Origin of the sequence: Enterobacter sp. RIT637, from assembly GCF_019718755.1 — a bacterium.
In the GTDB taxonomy this organism is placed as follows: domain Bacteria; phylum Pseudomonadota; class Gammaproteobacteria; order Enterobacterales; family Enterobacteriaceae; genus Enterobacter.
The window spans coordinates 177160-203326 of the sequence record NZ_JAIHAZ010000003.1 but is presented as its reverse complement, the minus strand read 5'-3'; the positions used below and the strand labels follow the sequence as shown (position 1 = coordinate 203326).

Genomic DNA, 26167 nt, shown 5'->3' with positions numbered 1-26167 from the left:
TGAACCCCGTCAGAGAGAGATCCACACGCATGCCCCAATACAAATTATTCGCATCCTTGTCGTCGTTATTACCCTGAAGTAGGATAAAAACGATGACGTCAGGTTACAAATAGGTTAATAAAAAACTCAAATTGATCCCGCAAATATAATACGCTGCAAAACCCTTACAATAAACAGGTTTTTATTGAATCACATTTACGTTTTTCGACGACGATCAATTTATAGCAAAATTACCACTTTTCGGCCATTTTGATCCGGGACAATTTAGCGCCTTTTGATGGGTTTTTCCAAGGATTAAACTTTGATTTAAATCAAAAACAATCAGTGATGTTAACCATGTTTAATCATGGTGAGAATGGTAAAAACCATGTTAATGATATGTGCATGCAAAGATGAGATTGGTTATCGAAGACGGGAAAAAATATAAACAGAAGTGATTTTAATTAACGCGGAAGAAAGCGACATTTCAATGAGGGACAAACAATAAAGCGTAGTCGGGCCAGGTTATTTTTCCATTGCATTTATGCAACCCTTCGAAATTACATTTAATTTACTTTTAATGCCTCATAAGTTAACACCGCTGTGTGACTATTTAATGAAAAAAAGGCTGCCCTGACTGCAGCCTTTTTTCGTATCACAGTGCTCAGGCGATAAGAATGCTAAAGGTGCGCGACTGCCCCGGCCTGAATGCCCCGACAATGCCCTCTTCTTCACTCCGATCCATTATCCGTTCATTCATGTCCGTTTCGCGCCACCGTTTCACCGCCGGATTCATAGACACCGTTGTGTCACATGCGCTGGACGCCGAAGGGTTGAACAGGCGGAGAATGAGCTCATCACGATCTTCAGCCTTTTTGAGCGTACTGAGCACGCATCCCGTTGGTGAAAGCGCTAACAGACTGTAACTTTCCGGCGTGATAAACGACGCGCGATTCAGCTTCATCGCATCCCAGGGAATTTTGTTGTAGCACTGCACCGGCGTTAACCACGATTTAGCCTGCTGTGCGACGCCCGCGTTTTCTGGCGTACCGCTGAAGCTGAAGAGGCTAAAGCGACAGGCTAACGGCCCGCGCACCTGAGAGTCAGGAACAGGCATTTTGATCCCCGAAGGCCTGCCTGGACGCAACAGCAAATCTTCTTTCCCGAGCAGCCCCACGCCGCGCAGCAAGGTTAAGGCGAATGCTTTTTTGTCATCGCCCACCACTTCAAACTCACGCAGTCCCTCGGTGAAGAGCGCCAGTCCGTTGCGCTTTTCCTGCAGGACGGCATAGTTGAGTAAATTCCAGACGGGAACCGGCGCTTCTTTCCAGCCCTCCTCATGCCAGGTCGCCATCGCCGCGTCCTGCACCGGGCGAGTGAGCGAGCCAAACTGCGTATCCGCTAACACTTCCTCTGTCATAAACGGCGTAGGGATCAGCACGCGCACGCGGTGGTCGTCAGCCTGGTTATCCAGACGCACGGCCACATCAATACGCCTGCTGTTATGGCTAAGCGTGACGTCAAACTCCACGTTGAGTGAGCCGTTTCGCTGGCGCGCCGCGCGTTCGGCCAGATTTGCCGGAACGGCGATCCGATGGCGGATAGCCGCCCTGCTCTGCCAGCCTTCGTGCGTGACCTCAACCTCATGTTCGCCCTGAGCTGAAGTGAGTCTCCACTCTTCCCGGGAAGGCGAATAGTCGTACTCATCGCCATCGTCCGAACTCTCTTCGATTTCCAGTACGCGGTCATAAATAAGCCCGGTCTCTTTGTCGCGCAGGCGCAGCGTGCCGTCGCCATTTAAATCAATCTGCCAGAAGGCATTTTCAAGCAGGGATTCGGTGTTTTTCACCGCCGGGAGCACCTTCCCGGCCACGTTCGGTTCGATATACAGCGTACGGTAGCCCATCGACGGCAGTATCTGGCTGAGCTGAATATCAAACTCCATAAACGGCTCGTAATTGCCGTAATGGACAATCTGCCGGTCAATAAGACCAGGGTCGAGTTCGCGCGCACTGCGAATGAAATAGGGGATCTCGTTGCCTTTTTCATCCCGCAGTCTGAACTGGCTGGCCCGTAGCCGAATCGTGGTGTTCATCACCTCTTCGCGCGGCCAGGGCATCAGGTTGAACATCACCAGCTTATCGGCGTCGCTTTGCGGCATGTTGTCGACAATCTTGCGCATGTAGAAACGCACCAGGTTGTCAGCCATGTCCTCCGCCAGCTCAAAGCGGGAGACAATCTCGCGGTGCACCTTATCGCTGCAGCAGCAACCGATGCTGTCGTGAGCGTGGTTCTTGAGGATCTCTTTCCACATCTTCTCCAGCAGGCCGTGGTGGTAGTCGAAGCCCAGCGTCCAGGCAAGCGCTGCCAGCGGCTCGAGGATATTGACAATTTTGTTCTCGATACGCGCGTGGGCGATTTTAATGTCCATGCGCGTGGAGCCGATGGTCCGGTGAACGCGCATGTATTTCCCGTCGATAAACTCCCCTTTTAGCGTCGCCAGCTCATCGCGGTGCGCGTCGATATAATCAAACACCTCTTCGAACCGACTCATCACAAATTGACGCTGGGGATAGATTTCACGAAGCTTATCCATCACCGCGAAAATGTTCTGCTGCAGCGGCATCTGATCGTGGCCGTTGGGCAGCAAAATCTCTTTGGTGACGGAGGCGTTTTCCAGGACCTCGAAATAGCTGTCGAGCCGTTTTCGCAGCCCTGCTTCGTCCTCCGGTAAGTACTTACCAATCGCGTAGCCCAGCGGCAGTACCTGCGCCGTCACTTCACTGCCGTCCTGGCTCTGCCACAGAAACTCGGTTTTGTCGGTCCCGTGTCGTTCCGAGCAGCCGCGCCAGAACATCGTGCGGGTAATGCCAAACCCGTTATAGATATGCGGAAGCTGGCCGGACATACCAAACGAATCCGGCAGATAGCCGATCTTCATCGGCTCGCCGAACGCCATACAGTCACGCATACCGTACATCAGGTTGCGGACAATCGACTCGCCGCTCACAATCGTGGTATCGGTCTGGGTATACCAGGGGCCGATAATCAGCTTTCCGCGCTCTACAAGCGCTTTCACCCGCGAGCGGTTTTCAGGCACGACGGCAAAATAATCCTCCAGCACCGCCGTCTGTCCATCGAGGACATAATATTTATACTCGTCATCCTGCTCCAGACGGGTCAGGATCTCTTCCATATTATTGACCAGAAGAATACGCGACTCTTCGGTGGTGAAGTACCACTCACGGTCCCAGTGCATATGCGGCGTGATATGAACGCGAGATACAGCTTTCATCTTCGTTTCCTGTTTGTGCGTTGTTACGGTATGGCGTCTTCAGTGACGTAATTGCCCTTTTTCACCGCCTGGCGTCGCCAGAGCAGCAGAATGAAGGTGGAGATAGCGGTTCCCACCAGCGCCGCGCCAAACCAGCCCGCCGCCGCAACCACACCGCTCAACCCGGCATCGTGAAGTAAAAAGAGAGAGAAAATACCGGCCCCCGGCGTGGACAACCCGATCCCCATCGCGCCGACAATCGCGCCTGTTACCATAGAGCCGAGCACGAATGAACCAATGACGCGAAGCGGATCTTCAATCGCCATCGGAATCGCCCCTTCGGTGATGCCCGCGAGTCCAAGCAGCCAGGTGGATTTACCGGTTTCAATTTCAAACGGTTTAAACAGTTTCGGTGCCAGCAACGTTGACGCCGTAACGGTGAAGGCCGACACCATTTTGACGGAGGCAAAGATGGCATAGGGACCGTATACCCCGTTAGCCATCGCTCCCAGACAGAAAGCGTAAGAGGCTTTATTGACCGGGCCACCCAAATCGAATGAGCACATAAAGCCGAGGATCGCCCCCAGAAGCAGCGCATTCGCACCGGACAAACCGTTAAGCCAGGCAGTGAGCGTAGTATTAAGCCAGGCCACCGGCTCACCGACCACGAACAGCATCAGGCTGCCCGCCCCCAGCACACCAATAACCGGATAGAGATAAAAGGTTAAAAAGCCGTTGAAGCGGCTACTCAGGCGAATGTGATTTTTCACCCAGCGCATCAGGTAACCCGCGATCAGCCCGCCGATGATAGCCCCCAGAAAACCGGAGCCGATCATATTGGCCGCAAGACCGGCCGCAAAGCCCGGGGTCAGCGCGGGTTTATCCGCCAGCGAGTAAGCGGTATAGGCCGCCAGAACGGGGACCATCAGAATGCCGAGCATGCCGCCGCCAAGCTTGCGGTACATCCACAGCCATGAATTTTCCTGGTCGAACAGATGCTGCAGGCCGAGGATTTGCGCCAGCAGTACCGACACGGCGAGCACCGTCCCGCCGGCGACGATCAGCGGCACCGCAAAGGAGATACCGCTAAGGAGCGCCTGCTTTAGCTCAGTTTTAACGCTCTTTTTTTCTGCCTGTCCGGGCTGCGCTTCAGACGAAGACGGTAATGCCAGTGCACGCTCAATTAACGCTTCGGCATGGCGCAGCGGTTCCGCAACCGGTACCGAAAGTGTTGGAATGCCCTCGAATCGCTCGCTCTCTTTGATCGCCACTTCTGCCGCAAAGATGCACGCTTTGGCCTCCTGCAACTGCTGCGCGGTGATGCGCCCCTCAATGCCATTCGCCCCCTGCTTTTCGACCACAACGTTGATGCCCAGCTTACGTCCCGCTTTTTCCAGGTACTCAGCTGCCATATAGGTATGGGCAATTCCGGCCGGACAGGCGGTGACGCAGACAACCGTTGGCGCATTCACCAGGACGGTAACCTCTTCCTGCTGGGGCGCATCCTCCAGCGCAGCAAGCAGCCCCTCCGCTGTGGTTGCCGCCATCACGCGTGCCCGAAGGGCGTCATCCGCCAGGCGAGACGTCAGCTCTGTTAATATCTGAATATGCGTGGATCCTGCTTCGGCAGGTGGAATGGCAAGCAGGAAAATGAGTTCAACATTTTCCGGGCCGTCCACGCCCTCCCACTCCAGCGGTTTGCTCAATGTGGCCACCGCAAAAGCCGCTTCTTTCACTACGGTCGATTTACCATGCGGGACAGCCAGCCCTTCGCCCAGCGCGGTAGGCCCGAGAGATTCACGGTGGAAAACTTCCGTTAAAAATGCATCGCCGTCTGTGATGTTACCCAGCGCCACCAGCCGCATCGTAAGCTGGCGAATTGCCTCATCACGACTGGCATAGTGCGCCTGCACGCAGACAGCACTGGAGTGGGTCAGAGTCGTCAGGTTCATAAGATCCTCACACGTAAGTTGTTATTGTCTGGCGGCAATTGTGGCAGGCAATACAATACATTTATGTGATCATTTTCACTAACAATGTAAATTTGTATCTAAATTGTATTGTTTACAAATTTTACGCTGAAGGCATAATTCCGTGAAAAGGTATTAGAAAGGCAGATTCTATGGGTAACAAACCGATGTACCGGCAGATAGCCGATGCGCTTCGCGAGAAAATCAATGCCGGTGAGTTAAAACCCGGCGATGCGCTACCGACGGAATCCAGCCTTCAGGAGGCGTTCAACGTTAGCCGTGTAACGGTGAGACAGGCGCTGAAGCTGCTTACGGAAGAGCAGATCGTCGAGAGCATTCAGGGCAGCGGCACCTACGTAAAAGAAGAGCGCGTTAACTACGACATTTACCAGCTCACCGGCTTTTACGAAAAGCTGGCCGACCGAAACGTCGACACGCACAGCGACGTCAGCGTCTTCGAAGTGGTGAAAGCCGATGAAAGGCTCGCAGCAAGGCTGGCAATCAACCCGGAAGATAAAGTCTGGCACGTCAAACGCGTCCGCTTTATCAAACAAAAACCGGTGAATCTGGAAGAAACGTGGATGCCGCTGGCGATGTTCCCCGACCTCACCTGGGAAGTGATGGAGAATTCGAAATACCACTACGTTGAGCAGATCAAGAAGCTGGTTATCGATCGCAGCGAGCAGGAGCTGGTGCCGATCATGCCATCAGAAGAGGCGATTGCCGCGCTGTCGCTCGATCCGGCGAAACCGATCCTGGAAAAAGTCTCCCGCGGGTTTCTGAAGGACGGACGGGTATTTGAATACAGCCGCAACGTGTTCAATACCGACGATTACAAGTTCACTCTCGTTGCCAAACGCAGGCAATAAAAAAGGCCGCTTTACAGCGGCCAACCATGTCGAAACGGACATTTTTTTATTTCAACGCGCCCCATCCAGGGCGCAGAGAGGACTTACTTAATGATGGATTTCAGTGCTTCGCCGATATCCGCCAGGCTGCGAACGGTTTTCACGCCTGCGGCTTCCAGCGCTGCGAATTTCTCATCAGCCGTACCTTTACCACCGGCGATGATCGCGCCTGCGTGACCCATACGCTTGCCTTTCGGCGCGGTCACACCTGCGATATAGCCCACAACCGGCTTGGTCACGTGCTCTTTGATATAAGCAGCCGCTTCTTCTTCCGCGCTACCGCCGATCTCACCGATCATGACAATCGCTTCGGTCTGCGGATCTTCCTGGAACAGCTTCAGGATGTCGATGAAGTTAGAGCCCGGGATCGGGTCACCGCCGATGCCCACACAGGTGGACTGGCCGAAACCGTAGTCGGTGGTCTGCTTAACGGCTTCATAGGTCAGGGTACCGGAACGGGACACGATGCCCACTTTACCCGGCTTGTGAATATGGCCCGGCATGATGCCGATTTTGCACTCGCCCGGGGTGATAACACCTGGGCAGTTCGGGCCGATCATGCGCACGCCTGCTTCATCCAGCTTCACCTTCACGGTCAGCATATCCAGCGTCGGGATACCTTCGGTAATGGTGATGATCAGTTTGATGCCTGCGTCGATCGCTTCCAGAATGGAGTCTTTGCAGAACGGCGCTGGAACGTAGATCACGGTCGCGGTTGCGCCCGTCGCTTCTACCGCTTCACGCACGGTGTTGAACACCGGCAGGCCCAGGTGCGTGGTGCCGCCTTTACCTGGCGTTACGCCGCCAACCATCTGCGTACCGTAGGCAATCGCCTGTTCGGAGTGGAATGTCCCCTGGCTACCGGTGAAGCCCTGGCAGATAACCTTGGTATCTTTATTAATTAAAACTGACATTATTTCCCCTCCACTGCGGCAACAACCTGCTGAGCTGCATCCGTCAGACTTTTCGCTGCAATAATATTCAGGCCGCTGTCAGCCAGTTTTTTCGCGCCGAGTTCAGCGTTGTTACCTTCCAGACGCACAACCACCGGAACGTTAACACCCACTTCTTCTACCGCACCGATGATGCCGTCGGCAATCAGGTCGCAACGGACGATGCCGCCGAAGATGTTCACCAGAACAGCTTTTACGTTGTCGTCAGAGAGGATGATTTTGAACGCTTCAGTTACGCGCTCTTTGGTTGCGCCACCGCCTACGTCGAGGAAGTTTGCTGGCTCACCGCCGTGCAGCTTAACGATGTCCATGGTACCCATTGCCAGGCCCGCGCCGTTAACCATGCAGCCGATGTTGCCATCCAGCGCCACGTAGTTCAGTTCCCACTGTGCAGCCTGCGCTTCACGCGGGTCTTCCTGAGACTGGTCGCGCATTTCACGCAGATCGGACTGGCGGAACAGCGCGTTGCCGTCAGCGCCCAGCTTGCCGTCGAGGCAGATCAGGTCGCCCTGGGTGGTGATCACCAGCGGGTTGATCTCGATCAGCGCCAGATCGCGCTCCAGGAAGATGTTCGCCAGGCCCATGAAGATCTTGGTGAACTGCTGTACCAGCTTGCCTTCCAGACCCAGTTTGAACGCCAGCTCACGACCCTGGTAAGGCATTGGGCCCGCCAGCGGATCGATTGCCACTTTGTGGATCAGGTGCGGGGTCTCTTCCGCCACTTTTTCGATTTCCACGCCGCCTTCGGTAGACGCCATGAACACCACGCGACGGGAGCTACGGTCAACAACCGCGCCCAGGTACAGTTCTTTTGCGATGTCGGTTGCCGCTTCCACCAGGATCTGGTTAACCGGCTGGCCGTTTGCATCTGTCTGGTAGGTTACCAGACGCTTACCGAGCCAATGTTCAGCAAACGCACGAATCTCTTCTTTGCTCTTAACAACCTTCACACCGCCCGCTTTACCACGGCCACCAGCGTGAACCTGACACTTAACTACCCACGGGCCGGCACCGATTTTAGATGCAGCTTCTTCTGCTTCACGCGGGGTAGTACAGGCATAACCCACCGGAGCCGGTAAGCCATACCGGGCAAACAGCTGTTTGGCCTGATATTCATGTAAGTTCATGTGTTCTATCCATCCTTCAGGGTAATCGTTATCTTCAAACCTGTAGACCGGCGCGGTGTGTGCCGGATGGCGCTACGCTTATCCGGCCTACAGGGCAGGTGACGCTAAAACGTTACTAGACGTCCAGCAGCAGACGCGTTGGATCTTCCAGCAGCTCTTTAATCGCGACCAGGAAGCCCACGGACTCGCGGCCGTCGATCAGGCGGTGATCGTAAGAGAGCGCCAGATACATCATTGGCAGGATCTCAACTTTACCGTCTACCGCCATCGGGCGATCTTTAATGGCATGCATACCCAGGATCGCGCTCTGCGGCGGGTTAATGATCGGGGTAGACATCAGCGAACCGAATACGCCGCCGTTGGTAATGGTGAAGTTACCGCCGGTCAGGTCGTCTACGGTCAGCTTGCCGTCGCGGCCTTTCACAGCCAGTTCTTTGATGTTTTTCTCGATGTCAGCCATGCCCAGGGTGTCTACGTCACGCAGAACCGGGGTCACCAGGCCACGCGGGGTAGAAACCGCCATGCTGACGTCGAAGTAGTTGTGGTAAACCACGTCATCGCCGTCAATAGACGCGTTCACTTCCGGGTAGCGTTTCAGCGCTTCAACAACCGCTTTCACGTAGAAGGACATAAAGCCCAGACGGATACCGTGACGTTTTTCAAACGCGTCACCGTACTGCTTACGCAGGTCCATGATTGGCTTCATGTTCACTTCGTTGAAGGTGGTCAGCATCGCGGTGGAGTTTTTCGCTTCCAGCAGACGCTCGGCCACACGCTTACGCAGGCGAGTCATCGGCACGCGTTTTTCGCTGCGTGCGCCCAGAGCAGGCTGCGCTGCCGGTGCTGCCGCAGGGGCTTTGGCTTCTGCTTTCGCAGGCGCTTTCGCCAGGTGCTTCTCGATATCTTCGCGCGTCAGACGACCGCCCACACCGGTGCCTTTAATGGCTGCCGCGTCCAGGTTGTGCTCAGCCAGCAGACGGCGGATCGCCGGGCTCAGTGCGTCGTTGGTTTGCTCTTCCAGAGACGCCTGCTGGCGCTGCGCTGGGGTAGAGGCTTTCTCATCAGACTTGGCGCTGGACTCTTTGCCCGCGCTGTTGCCTTCACGCAGGCGACCCAAGATCTGACGAGAGGTAACGGTGGTACCTTCATCTTCCAGCACCGCGTCCAGAACGCCATCCGCCGAAGCCGGTACTTCCAGTACCACTTTGTCAGTTTCGATTTCTACCAGCACTTCATCGCGCTTAACGGCATCGCCCGGTTTTTTGTGCCAGGTGGCGACGGTCGCATCTGCTACGGACTCAGGCAGGTCGGGAACAAGAATATCTACGCTACTCATTATGTATCCTTTAATTAATCGACGTTCAGCGCGTCATTGACCAGATCTTGTTGCTGCTTCTGGTGAACGGACATATACCCTACCGCCGGAGAGGCGGAGGCCGGGCGACCTGCATAACGCAGAGCAGACCCAAATGGAATCACTTCACGGAAATGATGCTGGCTGCAGTACCATGCGCCCTGGTTAAGCGGCTCTTCCTGGCACCAGACAAAATCATGTACGTGAGCATATTGTTTCAGCACGTCCTGCATCGCCTGATGCGGGAACGGATAAAGCTGCTCGATACGCACGATGGCGACATCTTTCTGATCGTTCTTGCGGCGCTGTTCCAGCAGGTCGTAATAAACCTTACCAGAACACATCACGACACGCTTCACGCCCTTCGGATCCAGTTCGTCAATCTCGCCGATGGCAGGCAGGAAGGTGCCGTTGGCCAGTTCATCCAGGCTTGAAACAGCCAGCGGATGACGCAGCAGAGATTTTGGTGACATCACCACCAGCGGACGGCGCATACCGCGCAGCGCCTGACGACGCAGCATGTGGTACACCTGAGCCGGGGTAGACGGCACGCAAACCTGCATGTTCTGCTCGGCGCAGAGCTGCAGATAGCGTTCCAGACGCGCGGAGGAGTGCTCCGGCCCCTGCCCTTCATAGCCGTGCGGCAGGAGCATCACCAGACCACACATGCGGCCCCACTTCTGCTCGCCGGAGGAGATGAACTGGTCGATAACCACCTGCGCACCGTTGGCGAAGTCACCGAACTGGGCTTCCCAGATGGTCAGGGTGCGTGGTTCTGCGGTGGCGTAGCCGTATTCGAAGGCCAGTACCGCTTCTTCAGACAGCACGGAGTCCCAGACCTTGAACTGGCCCTGACCGTTGTGCACGTGCTGCAGCGGAGTGTAGGTTGAACCGTTGGACTGGTTGTGAACCACCGCGTGGCGGTGGAAGAAGGTACCACGGCCCGCATCTTCACCGGACAGACGAACAGGAATACCTTCGTCAACCAGCGTTGCGTAGGCCAGGGTTTCAGCACCACCCCAGTCGAACAGCTTCTCGCCTGCCGCCATGGCCTGACGGTCACCGTAGATTTTCGCTACGCGAGACTGCATTTCGATAGCGTCCGGTACGGTGCTGATGCGTTTAGCCAGTTCCTGCAGGCGCTTCATCTCGACCTTGTTCGGGTAGCTCTCATCCCACTCGTGGTTGAGGTACGGCGACCAGGTAAAGGAGTGCATGTTCATTGGGCGCAGCTCTTTCACTACGCATTCACCCGCATCCAGCGCGTCGCGGTAAAGATTGACCAGCTCGGTCGCATCTTCCAGCGTCGCCACTTTGTCCGCTTCCAGCTTGTCAGCATAGATTTTGCGCGGCGTTGGGTGTTTTTTGATTTTCTGGTACATCAACGGCTGGGTTGCACTTGGCTCGTCAGCTTCGTTGTGGCCGTGACGGCGGTAGCAGAACAGGTCGATCAGCACGTCACGTTTAAAGGTGTTACGGAAGTCGAGCGCCAGACGGGTGACGAAAGCAACCGCCTCCGGGTCATCCGCATTCACGTGGAAGATTGGCGCCTGCACCATCTTACCGATGTCGGTGCAGTATGGGGTAGAACGCGCGTCCAGCGGGTTAGAGGTGGTGAAGCCCACCTGGTTGTTGATCACGATGCGAACGGTACCGCCCACTTCGTAACCACGCGCTTTCGACATGTTCAGGGTTTCCTGAACCACGCCCTGACCGGTAATTGCCGCATCACCGTGAATGGTGATTGGCAGAACTTTGTTGCTGCTCGGCTCGTCCAGACGATCCAGACGCGCACGCACGGAACCGATCACCACCGGGCTAACAATCTCAAGGTGAGACGGGTTAAACGCCAGCGCCAGGTGAACCAGACCGCCTTCGGTTTCGATATCCGACGAGAAGCCCATGTGGTACTTCACGTCGCCGGTGCCGAGGTGTTCTTTGTGTTTGCCCGCGAATTCGTCGAACAGGTCCTGCGGCTTTTTACCCAGCACGTTGACCAGCACGTTCAGACGACCGCGGTGCGCCATGCCCAGCACCACTTCGCGGGTACCGCTGTTGCCCGCGTGGCGAATCAGCTCTTTCAGCATTGGCACTAACGCGTCACCGCCTTCCAGCGAGAAGCGTTTTGCGCCCGGGAATTTCGCGCCCAGATAGCGCTCAAGGCCTTCTGCTGCGGTCAGTTCGCTGAGGAAACGTTTTTTCTCGTCAGCCGAGAATGTCGCGTGGCCCGCCACGGATTCGATACGCTGCTGGATCCAGCGTTTCTCTTCGGTAGAGGTGATGTGCATGTATTCCGCACCGATGGAGCCGCAGTAGGTTTGCTTGAGCGCGTTAATCAGTTCGCCCAGCTTCATCGTGTCTTTGCCGATGGCAAAGGAACCTACGTTAAAGCTTTCCTGGAAATCGGCCTCGGTCAGATCGTGATACGCCGGATCGAGATCGGCCACACGTTCCTGCTGCCACAGTCCCAGCGGATCGAGATTCGCATGCTGGTGACCGCGGAAGCGATAAGCGTTGATAAGCTGCAGGACTTTAACCTGCTTCGCATTGGTGTCAGGGTCGGAAATCGCAGAAGAGTAACGTGAGGCATCCTTCGCCAGACGGCGGAAATAATCACGTGTTTTAGAGTGGAATTGATCCGGTTTGACTCCCGTGCCAGGCAACTCCTGGAACATGGAACGCCAGTTTGCGTCCACTGAGTCAGGATCGGTTAAGAAGTCTTCATAGAGCTGTTCAATCCAGCTCTGGTTCGCACCAGAAAGGAAAGAAGAGTCCAGCCAGGCTTTCATTGCGCCGTTCTGCATCGTGATCCCTTAAGCATTTTTATGCTTACTTTCGCCGTAGAAACTACCACGCACACCACGTGTACGTGCCGGGGTTCACCTGCGAGCTCTTATTGGCCCGCGAAGGAACCTTTAGAAACTGTCTAAATAATCTTCGTCGTTCCGGCTGCGACTGCGTTGCGGCTTTCACTCACCCCAGTCACATAGTTAACTATGCTCCAGGGGATTCGTTCAGCCGCGCCTTGTCTCGCGCTGAACGTCTCGATTATTTACTTAACTGGCAGTTTTTAAAGGTTTCTGCAATCTGTCCCCTCTCCCTTCGGGAGAGGGTTAGGGTGAGGGGAACAGCGCTCCCCTCTCACTACTTACGCACTGCGCTGCAGCAGCATCGACTTAATATGGCCGATGGCGCGCGTCGGGTTCAGCCCCTTAGGACACACACTGACGCAGTTCATGATGCTATGGCAGCGGAATACGCTGAAAGCGTCACTCAGTCCTTCCAGACGGCTATCGGTTTCGGTGTCGCGGCTATCGATCAGGAAGCGATAGGCAGCCAGCAGACCGGCCGGGCCGATAAACTTGTCCGGGTTCCACCAGAACGACGGGCAGGACGTAGAACAGCATGCGCAGAGAATACACTCGTACAGACCATCGAGTTTTTCACGCTGCTCAGGAGACTGTAAGTGCTCGCGAGCCGGTGGATTTTGCCCATTATTCAATAAGTAAGGCTTAATCTTCTCATATTGTGCATAGAATTGCCCCATGTCTACCACCAAATCACGCACGACCGGCAGACCTGGCAGAGGACGGATAACAATTTTCTGACCAGGACGCTGCAACGCTGAAATTGGCGTGATGCAGGCCAGACCATTTTTGCCGTTCATGTTCACACCGTCAGAGCCACAGACCCCTTCACGGCAGGAGCGGCGGAACGACAGCGTTGGATCTTTTTCTTTCAGCTGCATTAAGGCATCCAGCAGCATCATGTCGCGACCTTCTTCCGCTTCCAGGGTGTAATCCTGCATATGCGGAGCGTCGTCTACATCCGGGTTATAACGATAAACTGAGAATTCGAGTTTCATTATCCTGTCTCCGCATTAATAAGTACGAATCTTCGGCGGGAACGCCGGACGCAGTTTCGGTTCCATGTTGACGCTACGACGCGTCATGGATTCCGACTCTGGCAGATACAGGGAATGGCACAGCCAGTTTTCGTCATCACGATCCGGGAAGTCGAAGCGGCTATGCGCGCCACGGCTTTCGGTACGGAAGTTTGCCGACACCGCAGTGGCGTAAGCGGTTTCCATCAGGTTATCCAGCTCCAGGCACTCAACGCGCTGGGTGTTGAACTCGCTTGAGGTATCGTCCAGACGGGCATTTTTCAGACGCTCGCGGATCGCTTTCAGCTGCTCAAGACCTTTGGCCATCGCGTCGCCTTCGCGGAATACCGAGAAGTTGTGCTGCATGCATTCCTGCAGCGCTTTACGGATTTCCACCGGATCTTCTCCGTTACGGTTACCGTTCCAGCGGTTGAGGCGCGCAAGAGAGGCATCAATTTCGTCGTCGGTCGCGTCACGCAGCGCGCCCTGCTCGGCAATGGATTCCTGCAGATGCAGACCCACTGCACGACCAAACACCACCAGGTCCAGCAGGGAGTTGCCGCCCAGACGGTTTGCACCGTGTACGGATACGCAGGCAATTTCGCCTACCGCGAACAGGCCAGGAATAACCACGTCTTCGCCCTGCTCGTTCACGGTCAGCGCCTGACCGGTCACTTTGGTCGGAATACCGCCCATCATGTAGTGGCAGGTTGGGATAACCGGAATCGGCTCTTTCACCGGGTCGACGTGTGCGAAGGTGCGGGAGAGTTCGAGGATGCCCGGCAGACGGGATTCCAGAACCTCTTTACCCAGGTGGTCAAGTTTGAGCTTCGCGTGTGGACCCCATGGGCCGTCACAGCCGCGGCCTTCACGGATTTCGATCATGATGGAACGCGCCACCACGTCACGACCCGCCAGGTCTTTCGCATTCGGGGCATAACGCTCCATGAAGCGCTCGCCGTGTTTGTTCAGCAGGTAACCACCTTCACCACGACAGCCTTCCGTTACCAGAACGCCCGCGCCGGCGATACCGGTTGGGTGGAACTGCCACATTTCCATATCCTGCACCGGCACGCCCGCGCGGATAGCCATACCGACGCCGTCACCGGTGTTGATGTGGGCGTTAGTGGTGGACTGATAGATACGGCCTGCGCCGCCGGTCGCCAGCACGGTAGCGCGGGCTTTGAAGTAAACCACTTCACCGGTTTCGATGCACAGCGCGGTACAGCCGACGATTGCGCCATCGGCATTTTTCACCAGATCCAGCGCATACCACTCGGAGAAGATGGTGGTGTGGTTTTTCAGGTTTTGCTGATAGAGCGTGTGCAGCAGCGCGTGGCCGGTACGGTCAGCCGCTGCCGCAGTACGTGCCGCCTGCTCACCGCCGAAATCTTTCGACTGGCCGCCAAACGGACGTTGATAGATGGTGCCATTTTCCAGACGGGAGAACGGCAGCCCCATGTGGTCCAGCTCCAGAATCGCTTCCGGGCCGGTTTTACACATATATTCGATGGCATCCTGGTCACCGATGTAGTCGGAACCTTTTACCGTGTCATACATGTGCCATTCCCAGTTATCTTCATGGGAGTTACCCAGCGCAACGGTGATACCGCCCTGCGCAGACACAGTGTGGGAACGGGTCGGGAAAACTTTAGAGAGCAGCGCACAGGTCTGGCCGCTCTGGGAAATTTGCAGTGCGGCACGCATACCTGCGCCACCGGCACCAATCACAACAGCATCAAATTCTCTGACTGGCAGTTTCATTACACACCCCACACCACAACGAATCCATAAATAACGTAAACCACCAGGGCAACAACAATAACCAGTTGCAGAGGAAGGCGAACGCCTAACGGTTTTACGTAATCGGTCAACACCTGCCACATGCCAATCCAGGCATGAATAAGGATGGAGAACAGCGCCAGCAGGGTGAACACTTTGGTGAAGGCGGATCCGAAGAACCCACTCCAGATTTCCCACGTCAGCGTGCCGCTGGTCGCGAAGAAACCGATCATATAGATGATGTAAAGGGTGAGAACGATGGCGGTAGCACGGACAAGGATGAAGTCATGTACGCCGTTGCGTCCTAATGCGGAGGCGTTGCTTACCATACGAGAACTCCTGCGAGAAGTGAAAGCACGACAGTGATCACAAATGAAATGTTAGCGGAGCGTTTCCCGGCTTCGAAAGTCTCTTCCAGGTAGCCAAAGTCCATCAGCATATGGCGAACACCCACGACAACGTGGTACGCCAGCGCGGTCAGAATGCCCCACATGATGAATTTCACGAAGAAGCTGTTCATGATGGCAGAGGCCTGGAGGAATCCTTCAGGAGAAGAGAGGCTGGTTCCCAGCAACCACAGCAGAATACCGACCGCCACAAACGTAATCACACCGGACACACGGTGCAGAATGGACGCTATTGCTGTTACAGGGAACCGGATCGTTTTGAGATCCAGATTGACAGGTCTTTGTTTTTTCACATTTCTTATCATGAATAACGCCCACATGCTGTTCTTATTGTTTCCTTCCTCCGGACTGCGATGCGGGTCAAGCAGCGTTCCTTTTCTATAACTGCGCGTCATGCAAAACATTGCTTCCAGATGCTAAAACGACACGTTACAACGCTGGGTGGCTCGGGATTGCAGGGTGTTCCGGAGACCTGGCGGCAGTATAGGCCGTTCACAAAATCATTACAATTAACCTACATACAGTTTGTCGGGTTTTCTCTGGAACAGTGATCAGGGTCACGATAACAACATCTTTTTAATTTTTAATCATCTGATTTGACAAATGTTAAACAATATTGTTACAAACGTCATCAGAAAAGGCATATAATGCGCAAAAGTTATGAGGTCTCTCTTTCACCTGACAAATAGTTATGTAACAGTGTGATGGTATTGACCGAAGTTATCAGGACAGTTATTAGTGATATACAGGTTTGAATAATTCGGACTGCAAAAACGCTGATTTGCTGTTGTTTCACTGATATTTCATTCGTTTACCTGCAAGGCGCCATAGCTCTGTACCCTGGTTTGTCCTCGTGAGCTGAGCGGTAAGCCAAATAACAATCTGGTAACGGTGATTAACAGCTGAAAGCAAATCCGGTAAAGCGCAGTCTTAAGCATAAGGCGCTAAGGAGACCGTAAATGGCTGATACAAAGGCAAAGCTCACCCTGGGTGGTGACACTGCTATTGAACTGGATGTGCTAAAAGGCACGCTCGGTCAGGATGTTATTGATATCCGTACGCTGGGTTCTAAAGGTGTGTTCACCTTTGACCCTGGATTTACCTCTACCGCATCTTGCGAATCCAAAATCACCTACATTGACGGTGACGAAGGTATCCTGCTCCATCGCGGCTTCCCCATCGATCAGTTAGCCACCGAATCCAACTATCTGGAAGTGTGCTACATCCTGCTGAACGGCGAAAAACCGACGCAGGCGCAGTACGATGAATTCAAAACCACCGTGACCCGTCACACCATGATCCATGAGCAGATTACCCGTCTGTTCCATGCGTTCCGTCGTGACTCTCACCCAATGGCGGTGATGTGCGGGATTACCGGTGCGCTGGCGGCGTTCTACCACGACTCCCTTGACGTGAATAACCCGCGTCACCGTGATATCGCGGCGTTCCGCCTGCTGTCCAAAATGCCGACCATGGCGGCGATGTGCTACAAATACTCTATCGGCCAGCCGTTTGTGTATCCGCGCAACGACCTCTCCTACGCGGGTAACTTCCTGCGCATGATGTTCTCCACCCCGTGCGAAGAGTACGAAGTGAACCCGGTGCTGGAACGCGCGATGGACCGTATTCTGATCCTGCACGCTGACCACGAACAGAACGCCTCTACCTCTACCGTCCGTACCGCGGGCTCTTCAGGCGCGAACCCGTTCGCCTGTATCGCTGCGGGCATCGCCTCCCTGTGGGGACCGGCGCACGGCGGCGCGAACGAAGCGGCGCTGAAGATGCTGGAAGAGATCAGCACCGTTGAGCACATTCCTGAGTTCGTGCGTCGTGCGAAAGACAAGAATGACTCCTTCCGCCTGATGGGCTTCGGTCACCGTGTTTACAAAAACTACGACCCACGCGCCACCGTGATGCGTGAAACCTGCCACGAAGTGCTGAAAGAGCTGGGTACCAAAGATGACCTGCTGGAAGTGGCGATGGAGCTGGAACACATCGCGCTGAACGACCCGTACTTCATCGAGAAGAAACTCTACCCGAACGTCGATTTCTACTCTGGCATTATTCTGAAAGCGATGGGCATTCCGTCTTCCATGTTCACCGTAATCTTCGCCATGGCCCGTACCGTAGGCTGGATTGCGCACTGGAACGAAATGCACAGCGAAGGCATGAAAATCGCCCGTCCTCGTCAGCTGTATACCGGCTACGAGCAGCGTGATTTTAAGTCTGACCTGAAGCGCTAAAAGACAAGCCCGGTGGCGCTAACGCTTACCGGGCCTACAAATAAATGCGAAACGTAGGCCGGGTAAGGCGTAGCCGCCACCCGGCTTTTTTACGTCTGACACCGAGGACACCAGTAAAACGGTCTGGAAGAGATCGTAGCCTTCTCAATCACCCCGCCGCACCGCTCGCACTTCTTCCCCGCCCGATGAAACACCTTGAACCGGAACAGCGCCCCGTGATGCTTATTATCATCCACCACGCCGCGCGTGTTGTAGGACAGCCGCGGAATATCCAGCAGCGCGTGGGATAGCGCCTCCAGCTGTTCATCATTCAACTGAGACGCTTTATGCTGCGCCGCCAGCCCGACCTCCCAGAGGATCTCTACCCGCAGGTAGTTGCCCAGCCCGGCCAAAAAGGCCTGGTCGAGGAACAGGCCGGAAAACTGTCGGTTACGGAATTTAGGTGATAACAGCCGGGCCTTTACGTCGCTTGCCGTCAGGCGCATGTCCAGCACATCCGGCCCGACCCGCTGCAGAAACGGGTGCGTCAGCAGCTGCTCCGGCGTTAACATTTCGATTTCCGACGCGCTGTAGAGCAGGATCGCCTTATCCGCCGTTTGCAGCCTGACGCGCAACACGCGGGTGGTTTGCGGCTGCTCGTCCGCCTCCACCACTCGCCAGACGCCATAAAGCTGGTTATGGCTATATAACGTCAGGTTATGGGAAAAGTGCGTGAGTAAGGCCTTGCCGCGCGTCTCAATATGGGTCACCGTCTGCCCCACCAGCTGTGATTCAAACGGTTTTAGCTGAGGAAAAGCAAACCAGACATCCGTCAACGGTTTGCCCTTTATCGCCGCCTCCAGGCTATCCGCCGCGCGGCGGATCTCCGGACCTTCTGGCATGTTATTGTCCTTTCATGATTATTCTGCGCTGACCAGAATGCCCTCTTCAGAGAACGCTGCCCGCAGGCGGCGCGCGAACTGGAGCGCATGCTCGCCGTCGCCGTGTAAACAGACCGTATCGGCCTGCACGTTTGCTGGTGTTCCGTCCACGGCGGTCACCCGCCCGGCACGCACCATCTCCAGCGTCTGCGCCAGCGCTTTAGCTTCGTCGGTAATCAACGCCCCGGCCTGCGTACGTGGAACCAGGCTGCCGTCCGGCAGGTATCCCCGATCGGCAAACACTTCCTGACGCGTGGTCAGGCCCAGCCGCTGTCCGGCACGAATAAGCTCGCTGCCCGCAAGGCCAACCAGAATCAGCTGCGGATTACAGTCCCGCACCGCGCGGGCAATCGCCTCCGCCAGCGCCGGAGCTTTCGCCGCCTGGTTATAGAGCATGCCGTGCGGCTTCACGTGGCGCATCAAACCGTTCCCGGCGCGCACCATCGCCTCCAGCGCGCCGATCTGGTAGAGCACCTGAGCGTAGACCGTCTCAGGCGGCAGATCCATCGCCGTGCGGCCAAAGTTTTCCCGGTCGGGAAAGCTCGGATGAGCGCCAATCGCGACGCCATTTTTAATGGCATTACGCACGCTCTCCAGCATGGTTTGCGCATCGCCCGCGTGAAAGCCACAGGCGATGTTGACCGAGGTGACCAGCGTCATCAGCGTTGCGTCGGCGCTCCCGCCCTCCCCCAGATCGGCATTTAAATCAATCTTTACCATCAAGCCTCCACGCCAGCTGTTCGAGGTAACGCTGCTGATCCTGCCGCGCCTTAAGCGCCTCCTCCAGCGAACACTGCACGAAGTGAATCGGCTGCCCAAGAGGAATTTGCGCCAGATGGTAGCGATCGGCTTCAATGATGCAGGCAATGCGCGGGTAACCGCCGGTAGTTTGCGCGTCGTTCATTAACACGATGGGCTGACCGTTGCCCGGCACCTGTATCACGCCCGGCAGCAGGCCGTGAGAAAGCAGTTCCCGGTCCGTCGTGCGGGTCAGAGGCTGTCCCTGCAGGCGATAGCCCATACGGTTACTCTGCGGGCTGAGCTTCCACGGCGAGCGCCAGAAGGACTCTTTAGACGCCTCGTCAAACTCATGATATTCCGGCCCCGGTAAGGCGCGGATCTGGTTTCCCCACAACAGTTGCTTCACACCCTGCGTGGTCGAGAAATGGCGCGCTGAAGGTTTAATAGCCAGCCGATCGCCGTCGCGCAGCAGACGCCCTTCATGCCCGCCGATGCCCGCCTTCTGATCGGTACTGGATGAGCCAAGCACCTCCGGCACGTCGATGCCGCCCGCCACCGCAAGATAGCTGCGCACACCGTGTAGCGGACGTTTGAGCGTCAAACGCTGCCCGGCTTTCGCCCGCAGCCGCCAGCCCGTCCACACCGCTTTGCCATCCAGTGTGGCCTCACAGCCTGCGCCGGTTAAGGCAAACCAGGTCTCCTGACCAAACTCAATCACGCACTGGCCCAGGGTAATTTCTAACGCCGCCGTGCTGCCGGGGTTCCCCACCAGGACGTTGGCAATTTCCAGTGATGGCCTGTCCAGCGCACCACAATAGCTCACGCCGGACTGACGCATGCCAAAGCGGCCTGCATCCTGCACAGAGGTGTAAAGCCCTGCGCGAATAAGCGTTAACATACCCCCTCCTTTTGCGGGATAAAGCGAAGGGTATCGCCGGGACGCAGGAGTATTGGCGTCTCCAGGCCGGGTTCAAATAACGGCGTAGCCGTGTGCCCAATAAGCTGCCAGCCGCCGGGCGATGCCAGAGGATAGACACCCGTTTGCTCGCCGCCGATAGCTACCGTTCCCGCCGGTACGCTCAGGCGCGGCTCGGCACGGCGTGGCGTATGCAACTGGGGAGACAATCCGCCCAGATACGGGAAGCCGGGCTGAAACCCGAGAAACCAGACCACGTAGTTAACCGAACTGTGCAGCTCAACCACCTGCTTCTCCGTTAACCCGCAGTGCGCTGCCACAACGCCAAGATCCGGCCCCCCCGTGCCGCCATAGACGACCGGGATCTCAATGGCACGCGATTCTGGCTCCAGCGCTTCGCTCTCTTCCCACCAGCGCTGCAGGCGTTCGATGGCATCCAGTGCTTTCGTGTGCGGGTTGCGCAGCACGACGGTGATATTGTTCATGCCCGGAATGGTTTCAACCACTTCAGGTATATCGGCCAGACGCTGCGTCAGCCGCCAGATACGCTTTTGCGTGGCGAGCGTGACCGGAGGTTCAAGCTCCAGTACGACGGCGGTTTCACCCAAAAGATAACAACGCGCTCTCTGCACTCGGGCACCTCTCATCAGGCCGGATTGGGGATATCAATAAAGGTCACATCCAGATCGGTATTTTCCGTCAGCCACTCGCTGAGGGCGCGAATGCCGCCGCGTTCGGTTGCATGGTGACCAGCCGCGTAAAAATGAAGCCCCTGTTCACGGGCGGAGTGAACCGTCTGCTCAGACACTTCCCCCGTGATAAAGGCATCGACGCCGAAACGCGCGGCGCTGTCGATAAAGCCTTGCCCGCCCCCGGTACACCAGGCCACACGCTTCACGGTATCTGGCCCCGTGTCGCCACACCACAGCGGACGACGTCCGAGACGCGCTTCGATCCACGACGCCAGCTCCAGACCCGGCACCGGCATCGCCAGCTCGCCCCACGGCACCAGCGGTTCGATTTCCCCCATCACGGTAATACCCAGCAGTTGCGCTAGCTGCACGTTGTTCCCCAGTTCCGGGTGCGCATCCAGCGGCAGGTGGTAACCGTACAGGTTGATGTCATTTGCCAGCAGCGTTTTCAGGCGGTTGCGCTTCATGCCGCGAATAATGGGGGATTCATTCTTCCAGAAATAACCGTGGTGAACGATGACCGCATCGGCTTCCTGACGCACGGCTTCATCCAGCAGCGCCTGGCTCGCCGTCACGCCGGTGATAATTTTCTGCACCGTTTCGCGCCCTTCCACCTGCAGCCCGTTCGGGCCGTAGTCGCTGAAGGAGGCGCTGTTCAGTTTTTCGTTAATCAGGCTTTCCAGTTCGCTGTTTTTCATCATTGCTCTCTCATACTTTTCGCGCGGCTTCGTACGCCGCCAGCGTGGCGACGCGTGCCTGTTTGTGGTCGACAATCGGACGGGGATAATCGAGCTTTACGCCCTGTTTATCCGCCCATGCCCACGGGTCGTGGATCGCTTTCGCGGGGACATCGTTAAGTTCAGGTACCCACTGGCGGATAAACTCGCCGTCCGCATCAAATTTTTGTCCCTGCGTCGTCGGATTAAAAATCCGAAAATAGGGAGCCGCATCGGTGCCGGTGGAGGCCGCCCACTGCCAGCCACCGTTATTCGCCGCGAGATCGCCATCGATCAGCTGAGAAATAAAATAGCGCTCTCCGATACGCCAGTCGATAAGCAGATCTTTCACCAGAAAGCTGGCGGTAATCATCCGCAGGCGGTTGTGCATCCATCCGGTTTCATTGAGCTGACGCATGGCGGCATCAACAATTGGGAAACCCGTCTGTCCGGATTGCCAGGCGCTGAGCTGCTTATCATTCGACTGCCACCCTACATTATCAGTCCATCGAATGAATGGGCGATGTTTACATAAATCAGGGTGATACGTCATCAGGTGGCGATAGAACTCGCGCCAGATAAGTTCATTGAGCCAGACAGCCCCTGCGCCACCGTCCAGCGCCTGCGGCTGTTCCGCCAGCAGGCGATGCAGACACTGGCGCGGTGAGATCGCGCCCAGCGCAAGGCAGGCCGACAGGCGGCTGGTACCTTCAACCGCGGGGAAATCCCGACGCGCATCGTAATCTGCCGCATTCTGTTTACAGAACTGCCGGAGTTGGGCAATAGCCGCTTTCTCATCGGCGGGGAACAGCGTTTCATCAAACGTCAGCTGAGGGTAATCAAACGTCAGTTCAGGCAGATCCTTTATGGCTTCGCCTCTCACGGCAGGCGCGGCAACGCACTCCGGCAGCGCCTCCTTCAGACGTTTAATAAAGGCGTTTTTAAACGGCGTAAAAACTTTATACATCTCATGGTTGCCGGTCATCACGCTGCCCGGTGCCAGCATCACGCTGTCGTCAAACCCTTCACAGACGACCCCTTCCAGCACGTTCTCCAGCTGACGATCCCGCTGCTGCTCGTTAAATTCGTACTGATAATTGTAAAAAAGATGCGTGACGTCGTGCTGCTTACAGATCTCCTGCACCGTCTGAAGCTGTGCGGCAAAATCACTCACCTCTTTATAGAGAAGCGGTATGCCTTTTCCGGCAAGCGAGTGCTGCAGATCGTTCAGATACGCCCGGAGCAAGGCCGCCTGTCGGGGGGCCATATCGTGTTGCCGCCACTGCTCGGGCGTGGCCATAAACAGTGCCAGTACTTTAGCGTCTTTGGCGCGGCAGGCCGCCGCAAGGGCGATGTTGTCATGTACGCGCAGGTCCGCGCGAAACCAAACCAGATGGGTGGGCATAAAACTCCAGGCAATTGTCCATTATGTCCGTAAGGGCATGCCGTAAAAGGAAAAAGCATGCATTGAACTACTTTGCCATGAAGTGTAGACGGGATGAAATAAAAAAGGCCGCCCGAGGCGGCCTTAACGCTACTTGTCCTGCGCTATCGTGGTAAATGCAACAAACACAGATGGTTCATCACTTTTCACAACGAGTACGCTGGCGACAATGAACGCGATGCAAAAATAGCGTTTCATTATGCGGTCCCTGCAGCTAACCGCTCCACCGTTCACCACCGGTGATAAGTCGGTGGACACAAGCCCGGGTAGGCGGGCTGCTTTACGGATGTGAATACACCTTTCCCAGGACCGATGCCCATTTGCGAGATGGCGGAAAGGGACACAGCATCATAATTAACATCCACTGCAAAGGTAAGATACTCAAATAAAATTAGGATTTTATAAAGGCTTCGAGGGATTGCCATCTGCTTGCAGGAGGGTATGATAAAAATCCCGGGTAGGGGCTGCAAGACCACCCAACGGACCGCGAATCCCGAGGGACAAAAAAACCGCCACATTGCTGTTGGCGGTTTTTTTATTGCTGTATGTAGTCTTCGTATCAGTAGAAATCGCAGGTCGCTTTCTCGGCCTGATCCATCCACACCGGCTTCTCGCTGGTTTTCGCCCAGACGCGGTGCAGATAGCTGTAAAAACGTGCACGATCTTTCCAGAACAGCATTACCGGCAGTGCCAGCACGCCAGCCACTACGGCGAAAGTGCGACGCATGAAAACGATATGAGCCGGAAACTCTTTATAAAGATCCATATTTTTCTCCCCTATAGTTGGCCGGAAACGTCATCCGGAAAATTTAAAATCTGTGACCTGGCTAAAATAATATCGCTTTGTTTGTAATTTTACTACTCATCCGACCACTTATTTTTATCCATTTAGTGAATATTTACATTCACGCCGTAATTAAGTTACAAAAAAGTTAACGATTTACTTATCAATAGTTAAATTGTGGGTATCTCCATTTTTATACTTTTTTTACACCCTCCCGCCTGATTTTTGCGAAATCTTTGCGTCGTAAATCCTACCTTTAGCACAAATACAAATGTCACCCGGAGGTGGATTGTGAGTGCAGGTTTGATTGCCGGCATTGTGCTGGTGTTCCTGTTATTGGGTTATCTGGTCTACGCCCTGATTAATGCGGAGGCATTCTGATGGCTGCTCAGGCGTTTTTGCTTATCGCGAGCTTTTTACTGGTGTTGTTCGTACTGGCAAGGCCATTGGGAACAGGACTGGCACGGCTGCTCAACAACGTAGCCTTACCGGGCACGGGAAGCATTGAAAAAGGGATCTGGCGCGTACTGGGAATAGACGATCGGGAGATGAACTGGCGACAGTATCTGATGGCCATTCTGCTGCTAAACATCGTCGGGCTGGTTGTTCTCTTCGCCATGCTGATGCTGCAGGGGAGCCTGCCGCTTAATCCGCAGCAGCTGCCGGGCCTGTCCTGGCATCTGGCGCTGAACACAGCGGTAAGCTTTGTGACCAACACCAACTGGCAATCTTATGCCGGTGAAACCACGCTGAGCTATTTCAGTCAGATGGCTGGCTTAACCGTGCAAAACTTCCTCTCTGCGGCAAGCGGGATAGCGGTAATCTTCGCCCTGACGCGTGCGTTTGCCCGTCAAAATATTGGCACTTTAGGCAACGCCTGGGTCGATCTGACGCGCATCATCCTGTGGGTTCTGGTGCCTGTGGCACTGTTGATCGCGCTGTTCTTTATCCAGCAAGGTTCCCTGCAAAACCTGCTGCCTTATGCCCCATATACCTCACTGGAAGGCACAAAAGAACTCCTGCCGATGGGTCCTGTGGCCTCGCAGGAAGCGATTAAAATGCTTGGTACTAACGGCGGCGGGTTCTTCAATGCCAACTCATCGCATCCCTTTGAAAACCCAACGGCGCTGACCAACATGGTGCAAATGCTGGCGATCTTCCTGATCCCCGCCGCGCTGTGTTTTGCCTTTGGCGATGTGGTTAACGATCGCCGTCAGGGGCGCACCCTGCTGTGGGCGATGTCGCTAATCTTCGTGGTTTGCGTGGCGCTAGTGATGTGGGCCGAATGGAACGGAAATAGCCACTTCATGCAGTTGGGTGCCAACAGCAACATCAATATGGAAGGCAAAGAGAGCCGCTTTGGCATTCTCGCCAGCAGCCTGTATGCGGTGGTCACCACGGCGGCTTCGTGCGGGGCGGTTAATGCGATGCACGACTCCTTTACCGCACTCGGCGGCATGATCCCAATGTGGCTGATGCAAATTGGCGAAGTGGTCTTTGGCGGCGTCGGCTCCGGGCTGTACGGCATGCTGCTGTTCGTTCTCCTCGCCGTATTCATCGCCGGTTTGATGATTGGTCGTACTCCGGAATATCTGGGTAAAAAAATCGACGTCCGTGAGATGAAATTAACCGCTCTGGCGATTCTGGTCACCCCTGCCCTCGTTCTGATCGGCACCGCGCTGGCGCTGATGACCGACGCCGGACGCAGCGGCATCTTTAACCCAGGCATTCACGGTTTTAGCGAAGTGCTTTACGCCGTCTCGTCTGCCGCCAACAACAACGGCAGCGCCTTTGCGGGCCTGAGCGCTAACTCACCTTTCTGGAACTGCCTGCTGGCGTTTTGCATGTTCGTGGGTCGTTTCGGCGTGATTGTGCCAGTGATGGCGATCGCGGGAGCGCTGGTAAGTAAAAAAATCCAACCGACCTCCTCCGGTACGTTACCGACACACGGCGCGCTGTTTATCGGCCTGCTGATCGGTACCGTACTGCTGGTCGGAGCCCTGACCTTTATCCCCGCCCTCGCGTTAGGCCCGGTCGCGGAAACCCTCTCTTTACGCTGATTTTGCGGAGAATT

21 protein-coding genes are annotated in these 26167 nt (G+C 55.6%); 4 read left to right on the top strand and 17 right to left on the bottom strand.

Features of this window, described 5'->3' with window-relative positions:
- Positions 1-643: 643 nt before the first annotated feature.
- Both mngB and mngA read right to left on the bottom strand, forming a co-directional pair.
- Positions 644-3274 (bottom strand): mannosylglycerate hydrolase, encoded by a 2631-nt coding sequence (gene mngB, locus K5E19_RS07835; protein WP_221550695.1) that lies wholly within the window; start codon positions 3272-3274, stop codon positions 644-646.
- Between the two features lie 23 nt (positions 3275-3297).
- Positions 3298-5205, bottom strand: a complete 1908-nt coding sequence (gene mngA / locus K5E19_RS07830; protein ID WP_221550693.1) for a PTS 2-O-a-mannosyl-D-glycerate transporter subunit IIABC — start codon at positions 5203-5205, stop codon at positions 3298-3300.
- 170 nt (positions 5206-5375) lie between these two features.
- On the opposite strand from mngA, the gene K5E19_RS07825 reads away from it, so the two are divergent.
- Complete coding sequence (locus K5E19_RS07825) at positions 5376-6092, top strand: GntR family transcriptional regulator (RefSeq protein ID WP_221550691.1); 717 nt, start codon at positions 5376-5378, stop codon at positions 6090-6092.
- Positions 6093-6175: 83 nt separating this feature from the next.
- On the opposite strand, the gene sucD is transcribed toward K5E19_RS07825, so the two are convergent.
- From sucD to sdhC, 8 genes are all read right to left on the bottom strand, one after another.
- Positions 6176-7045 (bottom strand): succinate--CoA ligase subunit alpha, encoded by an 870-nt coding sequence (gene sucD / locus K5E19_RS07820; RefSeq protein ID WP_008501094.1) that lies wholly within the window; start codon positions 7043-7045, stop codon positions 6176-6178.
- Positions 7045-8211 carry an ADP-forming succinate--CoA ligase subunit beta gene (gene sucC, locus K5E19_RS07815; protein ID WP_047347067.1) on the bottom strand — a complete coding sequence of 389 codons (1167 nt, stop codon included), beginning with the start codon at positions 8209-8211 and terminating at the stop codon, positions 7045-7047. Before sucC ends, sucD begins: the two co-directional genes overlap by 1 nt.
- Positions 8212-8326: 115 nt before the next feature.
- Positions 8327-9547 (bottom strand): 2-oxoglutarate dehydrogenase complex dihydrolipoyllysine-residue succinyltransferase, encoded by a 1221-nt coding sequence (gene odhB / locus K5E19_RS07810; protein WP_089598913.1) that lies wholly within the window; start codon positions 9545-9547, stop codon positions 8327-8329.
- 14 nt (positions 9548-9561) lie between these two features.
- The gene (gene sucA, locus K5E19_RS07805; RefSeq protein ID WP_089598912.1) at positions 9562-12369 is read right to left on the bottom strand and encodes a 2-oxoglutarate dehydrogenase E1 component; all 2808 of its coding nucleotides are present in this window, start codon (positions 12367-12369) and stop codon (positions 9562-9564) included.
- Between the two features lie 344 nt (positions 12370-12713).
- Positions 12714-13430 carry a succinate dehydrogenase iron-sulfur subunit SdhB gene (sdhB, locus tag K5E19_RS07800; protein WP_182060056.1) on the bottom strand — a complete coding sequence of 239 codons (717 nt, stop codon included), beginning with the start codon at positions 13428-13430 and terminating at the stop codon, positions 12714-12716.
- Between the two features lie 15 nt (positions 13431-13445).
- The gene (sdhA, locus tag K5E19_RS07795) at positions 13446-15212 is read right to left on the bottom strand and encodes a succinate dehydrogenase flavoprotein subunit (RefSeq protein ID WP_100165270.1); all 1767 of its coding nucleotides are present in this window, start codon (positions 15210-15212) and stop codon (positions 13446-13448) included.
- A complete protein-coding gene (sdhD, locus tag K5E19_RS07790; RefSeq protein WP_221550689.1) occupies positions 15212-15559 on the bottom strand; it encodes a succinate dehydrogenase membrane anchor subunit in 348 nt (115 codons plus the stop codon). The genes sdhA and sdhD overlap by 1 nt, the downstream gene beginning before the upstream one ends.
- A complete protein-coding gene (gene sdhC, locus K5E19_RS07785; RefSeq protein WP_020684965.1) occupies positions 15553-15957 on the bottom strand; it encodes a succinate dehydrogenase cytochrome b556 subunit in 405 nt (134 codons plus the stop codon). Before sdhC ends, sdhD begins: the two co-directional genes overlap by 7 nt.
- Before the next feature lie 639 nt (positions 15958-16596).
- Between sdhC and K5E19_RS07780 the strand changes: the two genes are divergently transcribed.
- Positions 16597-17880 carry a citrate synthase gene (locus K5E19_RS07780; protein ID WP_100165271.1) on the top strand — a complete coding sequence of 428 codons (1284 nt, stop codon included), beginning with the start codon at positions 16597-16599 and terminating at the stop codon, positions 17878-17880.
- Positions 17881-17969: 89 nt separating this feature from the next.
- Here the strand turns inward: K5E19_RS07780 and nei are convergent, their stop codons facing one another.
- The 7 genes from nei to K5E19_RS07745 all read right to left on the bottom strand — a co-directional run bounded on the left by nei (position 17970) and on the right by K5E19_RS07745 (position 24075).
- A complete protein-coding gene (gene nei / locus K5E19_RS07775) occupies positions 17970-18761 on the bottom strand; it encodes an endonuclease VIII (RefSeq protein ID WP_221550688.1) in 792 nt (263 codons plus the stop codon).
- An 18-nt stretch (positions 18762-18779) separates the two neighbouring features.
- Positions 18780-19520: a 5-oxoprolinase subunit PxpA gene (gene pxpA / locus K5E19_RS07770; protein WP_221550687.1), complete on the bottom strand. Its 741-nt coding sequence runs from the start codon at positions 19518-19520 to the stop codon at positions 18780-18782.
- Complete coding sequence (gene pxpC, locus K5E19_RS07765) at positions 19507-20439, bottom strand: 5-oxoprolinase subunit PxpC (protein ID WP_221550686.1); 933 nt, start codon at positions 20437-20439, stop codon at positions 19507-19509. Before pxpC ends, pxpA begins: the two co-directional genes overlap by 14 nt.
- A complete protein-coding gene (gene pxpB / locus K5E19_RS07760; RefSeq protein WP_221550685.1) occupies positions 20433-21089 on the bottom strand; it encodes a 5-oxoprolinase subunit PxpB in 657 nt (218 codons plus the stop codon). The genes pxpC and pxpB overlap by 7 nt, the downstream gene beginning before the upstream one ends.
- Positions 21090-21103: 14 nt before the next feature.
- On the bottom strand, positions 21104-21847 hold the full coding sequence (locus K5E19_RS07755; RefSeq protein ID WP_120159168.1) for a type 2 GTP cyclohydrolase I: 744 nt from the start codon (positions 21845-21847) through the stop codon (positions 21104-21106).
- Positions 21848-21857: 10 nt separating this feature from the next.
- Positions 21858-23270, bottom strand: a complete 1413-nt coding sequence (gene phrB / locus K5E19_RS07750; RefSeq protein ID WP_221550684.1) for a deoxyribodipyrimidine photo-lyase — start codon at positions 23268-23270, stop codon at positions 21858-21860.
- Between the two features lie 598 nt (positions 23271-23868).
- Positions 23869-24075: a YbfA family protein gene (locus tag K5E19_RS07745; RefSeq protein WP_028019445.1), complete on the bottom strand. Its 207-nt coding sequence runs from the start codon at positions 24073-24075 to the stop codon at positions 23869-23871.
- Between the two features lie 309 nt (positions 24076-24384).
- Between K5E19_RS07745 and kdpF the strand changes: the two genes are divergently transcribed.
- Both kdpF and kdpA read left to right on the top strand, forming a co-directional pair.
- Positions 24385-24474, top strand: a complete 90-nt coding sequence (gene kdpF / locus K5E19_RS07740) for a K(+)-transporting ATPase subunit F (RefSeq protein WP_014069365.1) — start codon at positions 24385-24387, stop codon at positions 24472-24474.
- Positions 24474-26153, top strand: a complete 1680-nt coding sequence (gene kdpA, locus K5E19_RS07735; protein WP_221550683.1) for a potassium-transporting ATPase subunit KdpA — start codon at positions 24474-24476, stop codon at positions 26151-26153. The genes kdpF and kdpA overlap by 1 nt, the downstream gene beginning before the upstream one ends.
- Positions 26154-26167: the final 14 nt, after the last annotated feature.

Bases quoted from the DNA above. Each gene is read 5' to 3' on its own strand.
- sucD (WP_008501094.1), bottom strand. From the start codon at position 7,045: ATGTCAGTTTTAATTAATAAAGATACCAAGGTTATCTGCCAGGGCTTC.
- sdhD (WP_221550689.1), bottom strand. From the start codon at position 15,559: ATGGTAAGCAACGCCTCCGCATTAGGACGCAACGGCGTACATGACTTC.
- K5E19_RS07825 (WP_221550691.1), top strand. From the start codon at position 5,376: ATGGGTAACAAACCGATGTACCGGCAGATAGCCGATGCGCTTCGCGAG.
- sucA (WP_089598912.1), bottom strand. From the start codon at position 12,369: ATGCAGAACGGCGCAATGAAAGCCTGGCTGGACTCTTCTTTCCTTTCT.
- K5E19_RS07745 (WP_028019445.1), bottom strand. From the start codon at position 24,075: ATGGATCTTTATAAAGAGTTTCCGGCTCATATCGTTTTCATGCGTCGC.
- odhB (WP_089598913.1), bottom strand. From the start codon at position 9,547: ATGAGTAGCGTAGATATTCTTGTTCCCGACCTGCCTGAGTCCGTAGCA.
- kdpA (WP_221550683.1), top strand. From the start codon at position 24,474: ATGGCTGCTCAGGCGTTTTTGCTTATCGCGAGCTTTTTACTGGTGTTG.
- pxpC (WP_221550686.1), bottom strand. From the start codon at position 20,439: ATGTTAACGCTTATTCGCGCAGGGCTTTACACCTCTGTGCAGGATGCA.
- sdhC (WP_020684965.1), bottom strand. From the start codon at position 15,957: ATGTGGGCGTTATTCATGATAAGAAATGTGAAAAAACAAAGACCTGTC.
- K5E19_RS07755 (WP_120159168.1), bottom strand. From the start codon at position 21,847: ATGAAAAACAGCGAACTGGAAAGCCTGATTAACGAAAAACTGAACAGC.
- nei (WP_221550688.1), bottom strand. From the start codon at position 18,761: ATGCCAGAAGGTCCGGAGATCCGCCGCGCGGCGGATAGCCTGGAGGCG.
- phrB (WP_221550684.1), bottom strand. From the start codon at position 23,270: ATGCCCACCCATCTGGTTTGGTTTCGCGCGGACCTGCGCGTACATGAC.
- sucC (WP_047347067.1), bottom strand. From the start codon at position 8,211: ATGAACTTACATGAATATCAGGCCAAACAGCTGTTTGCCCGGTATGGC.
- sdhA (WP_100165270.1), bottom strand. From the start codon at position 15,212: ATGAAACTGCCAGTCAGAGAATTTGATGCTGTTGTGATTGGTGCCGGT.
- pxpA (WP_221550687.1), bottom strand. From the start codon at position 19,520: ATGGTAAAGATTGATTTAAATGCCGATCTGGGGGAGGGCGGGAGCGCC.
- sdhB (WP_182060056.1), bottom strand. From the start codon at position 13,430: ATGAAACTCGAATTCTCAGTTTATCGTTATAACCCGGATGTAGACGAC.
- mngB (WP_221550695.1), bottom strand. From the start codon at position 3,274: ATGAAAGCTGTATCTCGCGTTCATATCACGCCGCATATGCACTGGGAC.
- K5E19_RS07780 (WP_100165271.1), top strand. From the start codon at position 16,597: ATGGCTGATACAAAGGCAAAGCTCACCCTGGGTGGTGACACTGCTATT.
- mngA (WP_221550693.1), bottom strand. From the start codon at position 5,205: ATGAACCTGACGACTCTGACCCACTCCAGTGCTGTCTGCGTGCAGGCG.